This is a genomic window from Candidatus Soleaferrea massiliensis AP7 (assembly GCF_000820765.1).
Classification (GTDB): domain Bacteria; phylum Bacillota; class Clostridia; order Oscillospirales; family Ruminococcaceae; genus Soleaferrea; species Soleaferrea massiliensis.
This window is the reverse complement of the sequence record NZ_CCYH01000038.1, coordinates 129,575-143,429: the sequence shown is the minus strand read 5'-3', so window position 1 is coordinate 143,429 and position 13,855 is coordinate 129,575. Positions and strand designations below refer to the sequence as shown.

Annotated in this window: 12 protein-coding genes; 8 read left to right on the top strand and 4 right to left on the bottom strand. The window is 49.9% G+C overall.

Going from position 1 to position 13,855, the window contains the following annotated elements:
* Positions 1-21: 21 nt before the first annotated feature.
* Positions 22-357: a hypothetical protein gene (locus tag BN348_RS09990; RefSeq protein ID WP_040197802.1), complete on the bottom strand. Its 336-nt coding sequence runs from the start codon at positions 355-357 to the stop codon at positions 22-24.
* A 409-nt stretch (positions 358-766) separates the two neighbouring features.
* Here BN348_RS09990 and spoIVB point away from each other — a divergent pair, with 409 nt between their 5' ends.
* The 8 genes from spoIVB to BN348_RS09950 all read left to right on the top strand — a co-directional run bounded on the left by spoIVB (position 767) and on the right by BN348_RS09950 (position 9,254).
* Positions 767-1,990 carry a SpoIVB peptidase gene (gene spoIVB, locus BN348_RS09985; protein WP_156136492.1) on the top strand — a complete coding sequence of 408 codons (1,224 nt, stop codon included), beginning with the start codon at positions 767-769 and terminating at the stop codon, positions 1,988-1,990.
* A gap of 194 nt (positions 1,991-2,184) precedes the next feature.
* Positions 2,185-3,000 carry a sporulation transcription factor Spo0A gene (spo0A, locus tag BN348_RS09980; RefSeq protein ID WP_040197801.1) on the top strand — a complete coding sequence of 272 codons (816 nt, stop codon included), beginning with the start codon at positions 2,185-2,187 and terminating at the stop codon, positions 2,998-3,000.
* A gap of 453 nt (positions 3,001-3,453) precedes the next feature.
* On the top strand, positions 3,454-5,718 hold the full coding sequence (locus BN348_RS09975; protein ID WP_040197800.1) for a beta-glucosidase family protein: 2,265 nt from the start codon (positions 3,454-3,456) through the stop codon (positions 5,716-5,718).
* 222 nt (positions 5,719-5,940) lie between these two features.
* The gene (locus BN348_RS09970) at positions 5,941-6,630 is read left to right on the top strand and encodes a nucleotide-binding protein (protein ID WP_040197874.1); all 690 of its coding nucleotides are present in this window, start codon (positions 5,941-5,943) and stop codon (positions 6,628-6,630) included.
* Positions 6,631-6,684: 54 nt separating this feature from the next.
* Complete coding sequence (locus BN348_RS09965) at positions 6,685-6,897, top strand: 4Fe-4S dicluster domain-containing protein (protein WP_040197799.1); 213 nt, start codon at positions 6,685-6,687, stop codon at positions 6,895-6,897.
* Positions 6,898-6,904: 7 nt separating this feature from the next.
* Positions 6,905-7,966, top strand: a complete 1,062-nt coding sequence (locus BN348_RS09960; RefSeq protein WP_040197798.1) for a 3-methyl-2-oxobutanoate dehydrogenase subunit VorB — start codon at positions 6,905-6,907, stop codon at positions 7,964-7,966.
* Positions 7,966-8,706, top strand: a complete 741-nt coding sequence (locus tag BN348_RS09955; RefSeq protein WP_040197797.1) for a thiamine pyrophosphate-dependent enzyme — start codon at positions 7,966-7,968, stop codon at positions 8,704-8,706. The genes BN348_RS09960 and BN348_RS09955 overlap by 1 nt, the downstream gene beginning before the upstream one ends.
* Positions 8,707-8,720: 14 nt before the next feature.
* Positions 8,721-9,254 carry a 2-oxoacid:acceptor oxidoreductase family protein gene (locus tag BN348_RS09950; RefSeq protein WP_040197795.1) on the top strand — a complete coding sequence of 178 codons (534 nt, stop codon included), beginning with the start codon at positions 8,721-8,723 and terminating at the stop codon, positions 9,252-9,254.
* A gap of 103 nt (positions 9,255-9,357) precedes the next feature.
* On the opposite strand, the gene BN348_RS09945 is transcribed toward BN348_RS09950, so the two are convergent.
* From BN348_RS09945 to BN348_RS09935, 3 genes are all read right to left on the bottom strand, one after another.
* On the bottom strand, positions 9,358-9,828 hold the full coding sequence (locus BN348_RS09945; RefSeq protein WP_040197793.1) for a hypothetical protein: 471 nt from the start codon (positions 9,826-9,828) through the stop codon (positions 9,358-9,360).
* A gap of 521 nt (positions 9,829-10,349) precedes the next feature.
* Positions 10,350-12,983, bottom strand: a complete 2,634-nt coding sequence (locus BN348_RS09940) for an ABC transporter permease (protein WP_040197791.1) — start codon at positions 12,981-12,983, stop codon at positions 10,350-10,352.
* Positions 12,980-13,657 (bottom strand): ABC transporter ATP-binding protein, encoded by a 678-nt coding sequence (locus tag BN348_RS09935; RefSeq protein WP_040197789.1) that lies wholly within the window; start codon positions 13,655-13,657, stop codon positions 12,980-12,982. Before BN348_RS09935 ends, BN348_RS09940 begins: the two co-directional genes overlap by 4 nt.
* Positions 13,658-13,855 lie beyond the last annotated feature (198 nt).

The window sequence follows — 13,855 nt, the reverse complement described above, 5'->3', positions numbered from 1 at the left end:
TTTCCCATTCATAAAGCCGGTTTAAATGCAGATGATTTTAATGCGTTTGTGAATTTTAAGCGCCTGCAGAATCGCATTGCGCGTGCCGGCGCTCTCATAGTCCCAAAAGGCCAGGATGTAGTCGGCGTATTCGATGATCTGAGTATTTCGTTTTAAAGGCGCCTTTTTCCCGTAGCGCTGGTAGTCTGGATAGAACACGGTGTATGAGAGATCCAGCTCGTCGGCGATCTCCTTTGCTAAGCTGTCCACGCCCTTTGCGCCGCCGCTGACGATCTCCGAGCAGCCGAGCGGCAGATATGGCAGGATGAATGTTTTGTCAATTTCAGCGGTCCTTGATCCAATAATGGCAACTTTCATGATTACAATTCCCTTTAGTCATAAATTTATCCGATAGGCCGGCCAGTTCCTCCCGATGGGACTCATATATTTCAATTTTAACATTAAAAAATTTCTATGTAAATATTTTAATGTGAAATACTCGTATATTTGCCTGAAATAATCGAGATGGTTCCGCGAAAAATAAAAAAGACGCAATAGAAGCAGATACAAAACAACAGGAAAAAGATAATCATTGGTTTTTCGGTTCCCTGCGCAGAACATTATAAAATCGGTGTACAGAAGCAGCGTATGAAGAGCTGTGCGGTACAAAACGTGTTTTATCATATGCAGGGGAAACGAGAAGCCGGTTTTTCTGTATACGCCGGGACGGCGTACGGCAGGCGGCCCTGCGGCCGCTTTTCAGGATGAAAAAAAGGTGGAAAACAGGATGATGAAAAAAACAGTCAGGCTTTTTTCAGGCATTGCCGCGGTGATCTGCATCTCAGTTCTCGGACTGGTTGCCTACATGCAGCGGACACTGCCTGATCATTTTTATGTGGTAAAGGGACAGCAGCTGACGCTGAACAGCAAGCTGCAGGTGCGGGCGGTTCCGACAATCGGCAGCAATCAGCTTTTGGAGACGGCGGCTGAGAAGACCTACAGCTATACGGTCGACCTGACGCTCCCACTGGGTGTGAAGGTCAAATCCGCCCAGGTGCAGTATGTCGACCGCAAGACGGTGATCGCCTGCGGGCAGCCGTTCGGCATCAAGATGTTCACGAAGGGCGTCATGGTGGTCGGGCTCAGCGACATCCCGACCGCGGATGGAACCAAGAATCCGGCGAGTGAAGCGGGCGTCCGTGTCGGCGACATCATATTAAAGGTAAACGGACAAACCGTTTCAGGCAACAACGATGTCGCGAAGCTGATCTCTGAAAACGGCGACAAGACCAATACATTGGTGATCAAGCGCAAGGATACGCAGTACACCGTGGAATTCAAATCGGTCATATCCAGCTCCGACGGGCAGTACAAAGCGGGCATCTGGGTGCGGGACAGCTCGGCCGGCATCGGCACGATGACCTTTATCGACCCGACGACCTCCGGCTTCGCGGGGCTCGGGCATCCGATCTGCGATGTTGACACCGGAGAAATCCTGCCGCTTTCCAGCGGAGAGATCGTCGATGTGAGCATCACGGGCGTCAACAAGGGCGTTTCCGGCAGCCCGGGCGAGCTGCAGGGCGTATTCAAAAATTCCTACCCCATCGGCTATCTCAACTCGAACACCGAAACCGGCATCTATGGCAAGCTCAGCAGTGTGCCCGATCAGGATACGCTGTACGACGTCGCCATGCGCCAGGAGGTGCAGGAAGGGAAGGCTCAGATTCTGACCACCCTTGACGACAACACCGTATCGACCTTTACAATTGAGATCGAACACATCAACTTCAACGACGACGCGCCCACCAAGAATATGGTCATCCATGTGACGGATGGGAAGCTTCTGGAAAAAACAGGAGGTATTGTCCAGGGAATGAGCGGCAGCCCGATCGTGCAGAACGGCAAAATCGTCGGAGCGGTCACCCATGTTTTTGTCAATGATCCGACCAGAGGCTACGGTATTTTCAGTGAAAATATGATGAATACGTTAACGACCTGTACAACCGAATAAAAACAATGTATCTTCGCTTGCTTTTTTGTCGAAACGTGATTATAATGATAGTGTAGCATAGATCCATGTCCGGAAAAAGGTGATCAAAAAAAGAAAGACATTTTTTTCCAAAAAGGTATTGCGTTATTTGGAAATTTATGGTATTATAATGTCAGACGAACAAACATTATAATATTCATGAGGAGGAAACGAATGTGGACAGAAAAATAAAGGTATTAATTGCAGATGATAACATGGATTTCAGCGGTTTGTGTGCGAATATGTTAAAAACTTACGGATTTGAGACTTTGGTGGCGCCGAAGGACGGCTTCAAGGTGCTGGAGCTGATCGAGAGCTTTAAACCGGACGTCGCGCTGCTCGATGCGTTCATGCCTCAGCTCGACGCGATCGGCGTCATCGCGAAGACGAAGAGCACGCCCGGAAAGTATCAGCCGCTCTTCATGGTCATGTCCGGCTTCGACAACGCGCTGCTTGAGATGGAGGTCCTGTCCAGCGGAGCGGTCTACTATTTCCTGAAGCCGTTCGATGTGGACATGCTCGCCGAGCGCATTCTGCAGATTGTCGGACATCAGGGCAGCAAGAAACCGATCAAGAACATTCCGGGCGGTGTCGTCACAAATTCGTACAAGCCGGACCTGGAACTGATGGTCACCGAAATCCTGCATCAGATCGGCGTTCCGGCGCACATCAAGGGCTACCACTATCTGAGGGAATCGATTATCCTGGCCATCAAGAACACCGACATCATCAACTCGATCACAAAACAGCTTTATCCAACCGTTGCCAAGATGTTCGAAACCACCTCGTCGAGGGTGGAACGCGCGATCAGGCACGCCATTGAGGTTGCTTGGGATCGCGGGGATGTCGATGTGCTGACCTCGTACTTCGGATATACGATTCACAACGGCAGAGGCAAGCCGACCAACTCCGAATTCATCGCGATGATTGCCGACAAGCTGCGCCTCAGGCTGAAGAGCCAGTATGACGAGGACGTCATCCAGGCGCTGTAATGAGAAGAATATTTTGAGCCGTCTGATTTTTTTTTCGAATCAGATGGCTTATTTTTCTATCTCTTCCTGTTCACATATTCACAGGGATTTCTTTGTTGCACAGAATGTTATTTGAACTTATAGTGCATAAAAGGATGTCGAAAATAGGCGGGATTCCTGTTTGTACAAGCAGGGCCACGCAGAATGAAACACCGGCAGATAAAACTTTCTGTACAGCGCGGCTTTTGATACACTGCTTCTGGACTTCGAATTTATAAAGATATGTGAGAGCGGTTTCACAGACTGGCCGTTCGACGGCCGTTTGCCGGCTGTACTCTGATTTTTCTGCATTGGTAGAGCAGATGACGGAAAGAAAAATAATCTGGCAAATTTTTTGATGGATCTTTTAAACCTCCAGCGTGAATGCTATAATAAAGGCACGTAACACATATACTGCATCAAGGGAGTGAAGGTATGAACGTTCAAAATCTGGTCAGGGAACTGACCCTGGAAGATAAGGCATCTCTGCTTTCCGGTCTCGATTTTTGGCGGACCAAGCCGATAGAACGGCTGGGCATCCCGTCGGTGATGCTTTCGGACGGGCCGCACGGACTGCGCAAACAGCAGGGAGACACCGACAACATCGGGCTGAATGTGAGCGTCCCGGCAACCTGTTTCCCGGCCGCGTGCGCGCTGGCCTGTTCCTGGGACGAAAATCTCCTGCGCAGGATTGGACATGCGCTTGGACAGGAGGCGCGCAGCGAGGGGATCGGCATCCTGCTCGGCCCCGGTGTGAACATCAAGCGTTCCCCGCTCTGCGGCCGCAATTTTGAGTATTTTTCCGAAGACCCGCTGCTGGCGGGAAAGCTGGCGGCAGCCTATATCCTCGGCGTACAGGAAAACGGCGTCGGCACGAGCCTCAAGCACTTTGCCGCGAATAATCAGGAGTTTAAGCGCATCTCGGTGGATGTGCAGGTAAGCCGCCGCGCATTGATGGAGATCTACCTGCACGCCTTCGAAATCGCCGTGAAATCGGCGCAGCCCTGGACGGTGATGTGCGCCTATAACAAGCTGCTGGGCGAGTACTGCTCCGAAAACAGCAGCCTGCTGACCGACATCCTGCGCGGTAAATTTGAGTTTGAGGGCTTTGTGGTGACCGACTGGGGCGCCGTCAACGACCGCGTCAGGGGCGTTCAGGCCGGCTGTGAGCTCGAAATGCCGGGCAGCGGGGGGCTCAACGACCGGCTGGTGGTCGAAGCTGTCCAAAACGGCACACTCGACGAAGCCATACTCGACCGGGCGGTCGAACGGCTGCTGCGGGTTATCCTCAAGGCCGACCATGCCAACGATCCGGTGCCGCCGTACGACAGGAAAGCGGACCATCGCCTTGCCAGAAAGGCGGCGGGAGAATGCATCGTTCTGCTCAAAAATGAGCGGAATATTCTGCCGCTGCGCGTTTCGCAGAAGGTCGCGGTCATCGGTCAGATGGCCAAGGAGATGCGGTTCCAGGGCGGCGGCTCCAGCAAGGTCAATCCGACCTGCGTGGATGTCGCGCTCGACGAGCTGCGTGTATACGGCGGCAGCCGTGTTTCCTATGCGCGCGGCTATGATATCGAGCGGGATGAATCGGACGAAGCGCTTGTCTCCGAAGCGCTGTCCATCGCCAAGGAAAGCGACGTCGTCGTGATCTTTGCGGGGCTTCCGGAGCGGTATGAATCCGAGGGCTACGACCGCACCCATATCAATCTGCCGAAGAATCAGATCGAACTCATTGACAAGCTGACGGGAGCGCATGAAAAGGTCGTTGTGGTGCTGGCCAACGGTTCGCCGGTCGCCATGCCGTTCGCGAAGAAGGCCGGCGGCATCCTGACGATGTACCTGTCCGGACAGGCGGCGGGCGGCGCGGCGGCGGATGTGCTGTACGGCGCTGTGAACCCGTCCGGCAAGCTGGCAGAGAGCTATCCGATTGCATTGGAGCACAACCCGTCCTATCTGAACTTCCCGGGCGAAGGGGAGACGGTTCGCTATAACGAGGATGTCTTTGTCGGATACCGCTACTACGACACCAAGCACATCCCGGTGCGGTTCTGTTTCGGACACGGCCTGAGCTACACGAAATTCCAGTACAGCGACCTTCAGCTTTCCAAAGAGGAGATGGACGACAACGGCGTTCTGGAGGTCAGCTGTAACATTAAGAATACCGGACCGGTCGAGGGCAAGGAGGTCGTACAGCTCTATGTGCACGACAACGAGTCCTCGGTCATGCGCCCCAGCAAGGAGCTGCGCGCGTTTACGAAGGTTTCGCTGGAAAAGGGCGAGGAAAAGACCGTGTCGTTTACGCTGAAAAAACAGGATTTTGCCTATTTCAACGAGCAGCTCGACGACTGGTATGTCGAGAGCGGCGCGTTCACCGTTTTGGTCGGTTCCTCTTCGCAGGATATCCGGCTGACCGGCGAGGTGCGGGTGCATTCCACCCGGGAAGTATATCCTGTCTACACCGGCTCCACGCCGCTGCGCGACCTGATCGCCGACAAGCGGTTCGAGGAGCTGTCGACGGCCCTTGTCAGGATGCTGACCAAGCACAGCGGACTCAAAATGGAGGAGCTGGACGAGCGCGGCCGGGAATTCGCCGCGGCCATCATCGAGGGGCTGCCGCTCAAGTCGTTCCCGTCCTATACCAAAGGATATTTCACCCACGACGACTTACAGCAATTGTTAAAAACTTTAAACAATGAATAAAAATCCATCCGCAGGCGGATGAAATTTGTCGCATTCCGATAAAGCTTGCGTCGAACATTGTATTGAAATTTGGTTTGTGGTATACTAAATGTGGTAAAATGGATGTCGAAAACCAGATGCGGATCCTGGAAAGGTTCGTCTCCTTTCCGGGATCTGCTTTTCGACGTTCTGTTATCGTATATTTATGACCTGATGAATTTTGAGAATCAAGAGGATAGCAATATGATCAATCTGCTCAACAAACTGACCATCATCACGGGACACTACGGCAGCGGCAAGACCAACATCGCCGTCAATCTGGCTTTGGACCTGAAAAAGATGGGCAAAGAGGTCATCCTGGTGGATCTGGACATTGTCAACCCGTATTTCCGTTCGGCCGATTTTACAGAAGAGCTTGAGGCGAAGGGGATTGAGGTCTCCGCGCCGGTCTACGCGAACACCAACCTGGACATCCCGGCGCTGACGGCCGCGATCGGACAGGCGATCGTGCAGCGGGAGAAGTATGTCATCGTGGACGTCGGCGGCGACGACGCAGGCGCGGCGGCGCTTGGCCGGTACAGCGAGGACATCATGGCGCGGGATTACAACATGTTCTATGTAATCAACCGGTACCGGTACCTGACCAGGGACGCCGAGGAGGCAGCCGAGATCCTCAGCGAAATCGAGTTGATGGGCAAGGTCAAGGCGACCGGCATCCTCAACAATTCGAACCTCTCGTATGAAACGAGTGTGGAGGATATCCTGTCCTGTGCGGCGTATGCCGAAGAGGTGTCCCAAGAAACCGGGCTTCCGATCGCGGCACATGTCATCCGGAAGGACCTGCTCGCGCAGTGCCCGCTCGAAAGGACCTACGGCGTGGATATTTTTGTCAAGCCGGTCTGGGAGAAGAAGCAGGATTCTCAGGATTCATGATAGGGTTTTCTAGTAATTTTTATATAAAGTAAATTCATCATTGGAGGTGTTTGAATGGCTAAGGCTAAGGTTGTCATCGACCAGAACAAATGTAAGGGCTGCGGGCTGTGCACAACGGCATGTCCCAAGAAGATTCTTGCTTTGTCCAAAGAAAAGATCAACGCAAAGGGCTATAATCCGTGTGAAGTCATCGATATCGACAGCTGCATCGGCTGCGCGTTCTGTGCAACCATGTGTCCGGATGTCGCAATACGTGTGGAAAGGTAGTGTGAACATGTCAGAAAGAGTTTTAATGAAAGGCAACGAAGCATTGGCTGAAGCCGCTATCCGTTCCGGCTGCCGTCACTTCTTCGGATATCCCATCACCCCGCAGACCGAGGTCGCCGCCTATATGGCAAAGAGAATGCCAAAAATCGGCGGTACATATATGCAGGCCGAGTCGGAGGTTGCCGCGATCAACATGATTTTAGGCTCCGCATCGGCGGGCGTCAGGGCAATGACCTCGTCCTCCTCCCCGGGCATCTCGCTCAAAGGCGAAGGCATCTCGTATATCGCAGGCTCCGACCTGCCGTGCCTGATCATCAACGTACAGCGCGGCGGACCGGGACTCGGCGGCATCCAGCCGTCCCAGGCGGACTACTGGCAGGCCACCAAGGCGACCGGCCACGGCGATTTTCAGATTCTGGTCTTTGCGCCGTCCACGGTGCAGGAGATGGTCGACACCGTCGCGGATGCCTACGATATGGCGGAGAAATACCGCATGCCGGCCATGATTCTGGCCGACGGCATGCTCGGACAGATGATGGAGCCGGTTGTCTTCGAGGATAAGGAATATGTCCCGGCGGAGAAGCCGTGGGCGACCAACGGCCATGGATTCAAGAGAGAACGCAACGTCACCAACACGCTTTACCTGACGCCGAACGAGCTGGAAAAGCGCGTGGTGGACCGTTTTAAGAGATATGAGATCGTCAAGGAGAATGAACCGCGCGTCGAGTGCCTGGGCACCGAGGACGCGGATATCATCGTCGTGGCCTACGGCGCGACCTCCAGAATTGTCAAGAGCGCGGTCAAATCCGCGCGGGAACAGGGCATCAAAGCCGGCGTGATCCGTCCGATCACCCTGTGGCCGTTCCCGGATAAGGCCATCGCCGCCGCGGCCGATACCGCAAAGGCGTTCCTGTGCGTCGAAATGAGCATGGGCCAGATGGTCGACGACGTTCGCCTTGCCGTCAACGGCAAGAAGGATGTCCACTTCTTCGGACGCACCGGCGGCGTCATCCCGACGCCGGCTGAGGTGCTCGAACAGATCAAGAAGATTGCAGGAGGTGTCAAATAATGAGCGAAGTAGTATTTGACAGGCCGAAATCCTTAATCGATGTCACATTTCATTACTGCCCGGGCTGTACGCACGGCATCATCCACCGTCTGGTGGCGGAGGTCATGGATGAGCTCGGTGTGGAAGGCAAAGCGGTCGGCGTTGCGTCGGTCGGATGCTCGGTCATGTCCTACGATTATTTCTCCTGCGACTTTGTGCAGGCACCGCACGGACGCGCGCCGGCCGTTGCTACCGGCCTGAAAAGGAGCCTGCCGGACAGCGTGGTCTTCACCTATCAGGGCGACGGCGATTTAGCGGCCATCGGCACGGCTGAGACGGTTCATGCCGCGACCAGAGGCGAAAACATCACGGTCATCTTCGTCAACAACGCGATCTACGGCATGACCGGCGGACAGATGGCGCCGACCACGCTGCCGGGCCAGGTCACCCAGACCACGCCGTACGGACGCGACACCAACCTTGCCGGTTATCCGGTCCGGGTCTGCGAGATGCTCGCGACACTCGACGGCGTCGCATTGGCGCAGCGCGTCACGGTCGACAACGTCAAGCATATCCGCGAAGCGAAAAAGGCCATCAAGAAGGCGTTTGAGAACCAGATCAACAAGAAGGGCTTCTCGATCGTCGAAATTCTCTCCACCTGCCCGACCAACTGGGGGCTGACCCCGGTCAAGGCGCTGGATTGGCTCAGAGACAACATGATTCCCTACTATCCGTTGGGCGTCTACAAAGAGAAAGAATAAGGAGGGAATGTTTGATGGCTACAAAGAATATGTTACTGGCAGGTTTCGGCGGACAGGGCATCCTGTTTGCCGCGAAGGTGGCCGCATACGCCGGACTGATGGAGGAGAAGCAGGTTTCCTGGCTGCCTTCCTACGGCCCGGAGATGCGCGGTGGAACGGCGAACTGCAGCGTCTGCATCTCGGATGAGCCGATCGGCTCGCCGCTGGTGCTCGCGCCGGATATCCTCGTCGTCATGAATGTACAGTCGTTTGACAAATTCATCGACACCGTGGTGCCGGGCGGAACGGCCATTGTGGACAGTTCCCTGATCGACAAGAGGACCGACCGCGACGACATCAGCGTCTTCTATATCGATGCGACCAAGCAGGCGAATGCAAACGGTCTTGCAGGCCTTGCCAACATCATCATGCTCGGCAAGATGCTTGGGGAGACCGCCTTCACCACCGAAGAGATGATCGAAAAAGCGCTGCGGAAATGTGTGCCTGCAAGTAAGCAGCACCTTCTGGAGCCGAATATGAAAGCGATCCGACTGGGCATGTCCCTGTAATACATAGATATCTACTAATTTTTGGATTGCACCACAATCAGCTGAACCCGCCCCGGATTATTGGAATCCGAGGCGGGTTTGTTTTTTGTTAGAGTAGAGTTTACTAGGAGTAAAAAAGTTTATAATAGCTGATATAAGAAAGTGTTATTGTACAATCTTTATCATTTATTTTACTCCAACGAATCTGAGGTTGTGCGTTATAGTAGGATTGCCATAAGTATGCTTGTGTGCGAGTGTAGTTTTTGTCTATGAGGAAAAGTTTATATTTACTGCCGGCCGTAACCTCATAACTGGATCCAATCACGTCAGAGTAATGTACTTGACTAATTTCTATGCCATCAGCAGATATTTCAGGAAGTATAGCTGTTGTATCAGCAAGAGCGTTGCTTATTGTTTGATCAAGGACAGTTGGAACGGATATGTGATCAAGTGTTTTTGTCAGATTCCAGCTGGAGACAGTAATAACATAAGGCCCTTTTTCTATGAACGACTGTTTGGCAATGGAATGAACGCTCAATTGAAACAGAGTGAACAAAGTTGCGCATAAACAAAGAACAGACAATGCTTTTTTCATGACAGTACATCCTTTCCTTTAATAAATAGAACCCGCTGCAGGCAAATGCAGCGGGTGTATCTTTACAGTCAGATAAGCTCAATGAACCGTATTATTTATACATTTTGTAATAAGAAATGTAAGACAACACGATACTACCTGCATTACCATCTGTTTTAGTCCATGTGACCAATGGTTTTGCATTGTAATAGGATTGTTCCAGCAAAGCTTCGGTTCTTATGCCGCTGCCAGTAGCTGAGAAAGTACGAGTTTTACTACCAGCTCGAACAGAGTATTTTCCCGTGCTTCCTGAGGGTTTGGGTGTATGGATCTGTGTTACTTTTAATGCGTCCACCGACATGCTGGGCAATGTAGCGTTTGTCGAAAGGTTCGATGGAGAGAGTGTATATCCCGCAGTTGATATGACGTAGGGGCCTTGTTGCGTATAAGCGGCAACAGATATGCAACTTAATGATACGTAAGTGCGCCTAAGCATAAAAGTGCAATCAACTTTTTCATTTTTGCAACCTCCTGTAGTTTTGTCATACTAAATCTTGAATGTCCTTTATCGTGGACGATTTAGATGCTTTTGCGGCAGGAAAGATAGTGAATAAAAAACTTCCTGCCACCAGAGAAATCAGGTAGAGAACCAGTAATAGCCATGGAAATGAGCCTGTTTGACTGTGAAAGACAATAAAGAAAAATATAGAAAATATCAAGCCGCTTACAGCGGATAAAATTCCATAAAATATGGATTCAGTTAGAATGAGAACTCTAAGCTGTCTAGATGTCATGCCAATAGAACGAAGAATAGCAAATGAACGCTGTCGCCTGGCGATACGGGCCTGCATAACACTGGCAAAGGAAAAAAAGCCTAACAGAGCAACCATCAAAGTGAGTGCTGTGCCACAAATTTTCGTAGTCAATCTCAGTGCTTCGACCCGTTCCTTTTCATCCCGTCGGGATGAAATCATGAAAAGATCCGTTTGAGCAGTATTTTTCAATGATGACTCAAAACTCTGCCAATCGGCATTCTCTTTTAAAAAGAAAGATATCTGAAGATTTTTAAACGGCAGATCGCAGTGTGAAAACGCACCTAGTCCAGTAATAATATTAGAAGATGTTTTCATTTTTAAAAGATCCCGCCGTGCAAACACAGAAGGGTCATCAAATTTCAATCTGCCACCAATCTGTATGGGATAATCCACGCGTTTTACAGGACCCAATATATGCTCGTCAAGTCCGTCCTCTTCCGTAAGGGGGTAGAAATCCATTATTTGAACAATTTGTCCCACTTCAAATGGTGAGACGCATGTTTCAGGAACAACGTCATCGGTGTAGGCAATATCTACAATAAGTGCCTGTTTGCCTGCATTTAGCGCATCTAAATCAATCTCACCTTCTACCAAGAACTGTTCAAACCAATGCAATGTGTCATTATCAAAGCCGACCCAATTGATGGAAAACAGATAGTCATCCGAAGATATACCGCAGGAAACCATATGTTGATCAAATTGATCCAAGCGCTGTGCATCTCCCCAATCGGCAATATCCTGCTGTAGTTTTGACCGGAGATCGTTGGGTGGCATAAAAGCTGCATTCTTTCCATTTAACTGTTCTTCTGAAATCAAAATTTCTGTTGTCATTAAAGAGTGACAGGCCGTATAGAGGTCGACGGCAGGGTGATGCTCCAAAGTTTCTAGATCTTCTGTCGTAAAGGAAAGTGGGTCACCAAAAGGCATGTTGAGATAATCATACCCTCCAGATGCTTTAATGTTTTCTGTGGAGAGCATGTAGTCTGCAATTTCCCAAGGCTTGTACTGCTCCGTAAAACTGGATGCAAGCAGAGAGGTCTGCGTTAACACAACACAGCTGATGGCTAAAATCATTGCTGCGACGGATATAGGGAGTGGACGATGAGACAAAAAACGTACATATAAACGCCAAAGAGCAGAGTGAGATAGATGTCTGCCCGGCGGATGCCTGCGAATCGAAACGTTATCTCCTAAAATCAGTCTGATAGGCGGGTGAAACGTCATCCTTTTAGAAAAGATATACACACATATTAAAACAATTATCAATGTCCATGCCACAACAAGGAATAATAATAGAATGTCTACTGTAAACAGAAACGAGATTTGCTGAACCTGTGTCATTATGCCAATCACAAAAAAGTAAGAAGTGCCTAAGCCAAGCAGTATTGAAACCAAGGTTGAGACTGCTAATAAAATGCTGATTTCAAGCAAATTCAACTTGAGAATTTGCTTACGAGTGGCGCCTAAAGCACGTAATAAACCGGCATTCTTTTCTCTTTCCTTTGCACTGATCATATAGGAGGCACAAACACTGACAGAAGTAATCAACAGAATCAATACAGCAACCAACCACAAGTTGGAGAACATGGAGTGATATCCTTCGGCCAGTTTATTACCGGTAAGAGTGTATTTTAGATCATTCTTTATTAGCTCTAAAGAAGATAGATTGGAACTGTATTTTGAGATGTTTGATGGATCATCCGCTTTAAGCAAGAGAGTTTCTATATAATTTGGGAAATTACTTAATTGTTCTGTGGAGAAATAAATACTGGGAAAAGGAATTGTTCTGATATTTTGACGTGTGTCCAAATCTGTCAGGATACCGCTCAAAACAAATTCCTGCCGATAGGAAGGAGATTTCTCCGTAATATGATTGAAATCTACACATGGAATAGAGATCGTGTCTCCTATAGAGATTTCATGCTGAATTTGATTATCCAATTTCCATAGGAGTAAAGCATTCTCCGTCATGGCAACTTCATTTCTACTTTGTGGAAAATGCCCTTGTTTCAGTTTTAAATAAGATAAAGCTTCCCCTTGCACGTCCAAACAGCCAATTTCAGAGAAGACAGAAGTTTCAGAGCGCTGTCCAAAAGTGCGTCCAATGTTGTATAAATGCCCAGTGTATTCAAATCCGCTTTGGTCAGATAGAGATGCAGGCTGGTCGGGAGTCACATGATATGCTACATCAAAATCACCATACAGGTAAAGACTTTCTTGCTTCATCGTTGCGATGTAAGACGAAACAAAGGTTACCAAGGCAATGAGAAATGACAGCGATAACACCATGCTCAGCAATAGAAATGCTGTCCGTTTTTTTCTGCGGCGCAGGCTGTTCCAGATAAATTTCAGATAAATCACACGGCATCCCCCACAATCCTTCCGTCCTCAATGTTCAGGATCTGATCGGCCAGCGCGCCGATGTCCGGGTCATGTGTGACCATGACAATGGTCTGTCCGAATTTCTCATGACATGCCAAAAAGAGCTTCAGCACCTCCTGACCGCTTTCCTGATCCAAGTTTCCGGTCGGCTCGTCCGCGAGAATAACCGTAGGCTTGTGCGCCAGAGCGCGCGCAATGGCGACACGCTGTTGCTGACCGCCGGACAGCTGATGCGGAAGATGGGATAATCGGTCTTTTATTCCTAATTCTTCGGCAAGCATTTCGACATATCCGCGGTCCGGCTTTTTTTTATCCAGCAGAATCGGAAAGACGATGTTGTCATAAGCATTTAACTCTTCAATCAGGTTGTATGACTGAAAGACAAGACCGATTTTCCGCCGCCGGTAATCGGCAAGCTTATCTTGATTCAGTACATAAAGGTCTTCGCCGTCGACAATCACCTTTCCGGAGCTTGGTCGGTCCAAACCGCCGATCAAATGCAACAGGGTGGATTTTCCGGAACCGCTTTTTCCCATAATGGCTGTGAAGGAGCCTGCAGGTATTTGGATGTTGACGGATTTCAGTGCTTGAACCAGGTTAGAGCCGGTACCATAGTTTCGACATAAATTGACGGTTTCTATGATAGTGTCCATTCTTTTAACCTCTTTTCTTGCATTCTATTATGAAATTCCTGTTATATATCCAATATAACATAATTGTATATACCTGTAAACACATTATGTTTATAAAATTTATATATTGTCTAATAAATTCAATATCAAGACATAAAACGGATTCTGCCGACAATTTAGAAAAACAGCTTGAAAAAAAGCGCAATTCCCCTTATAATA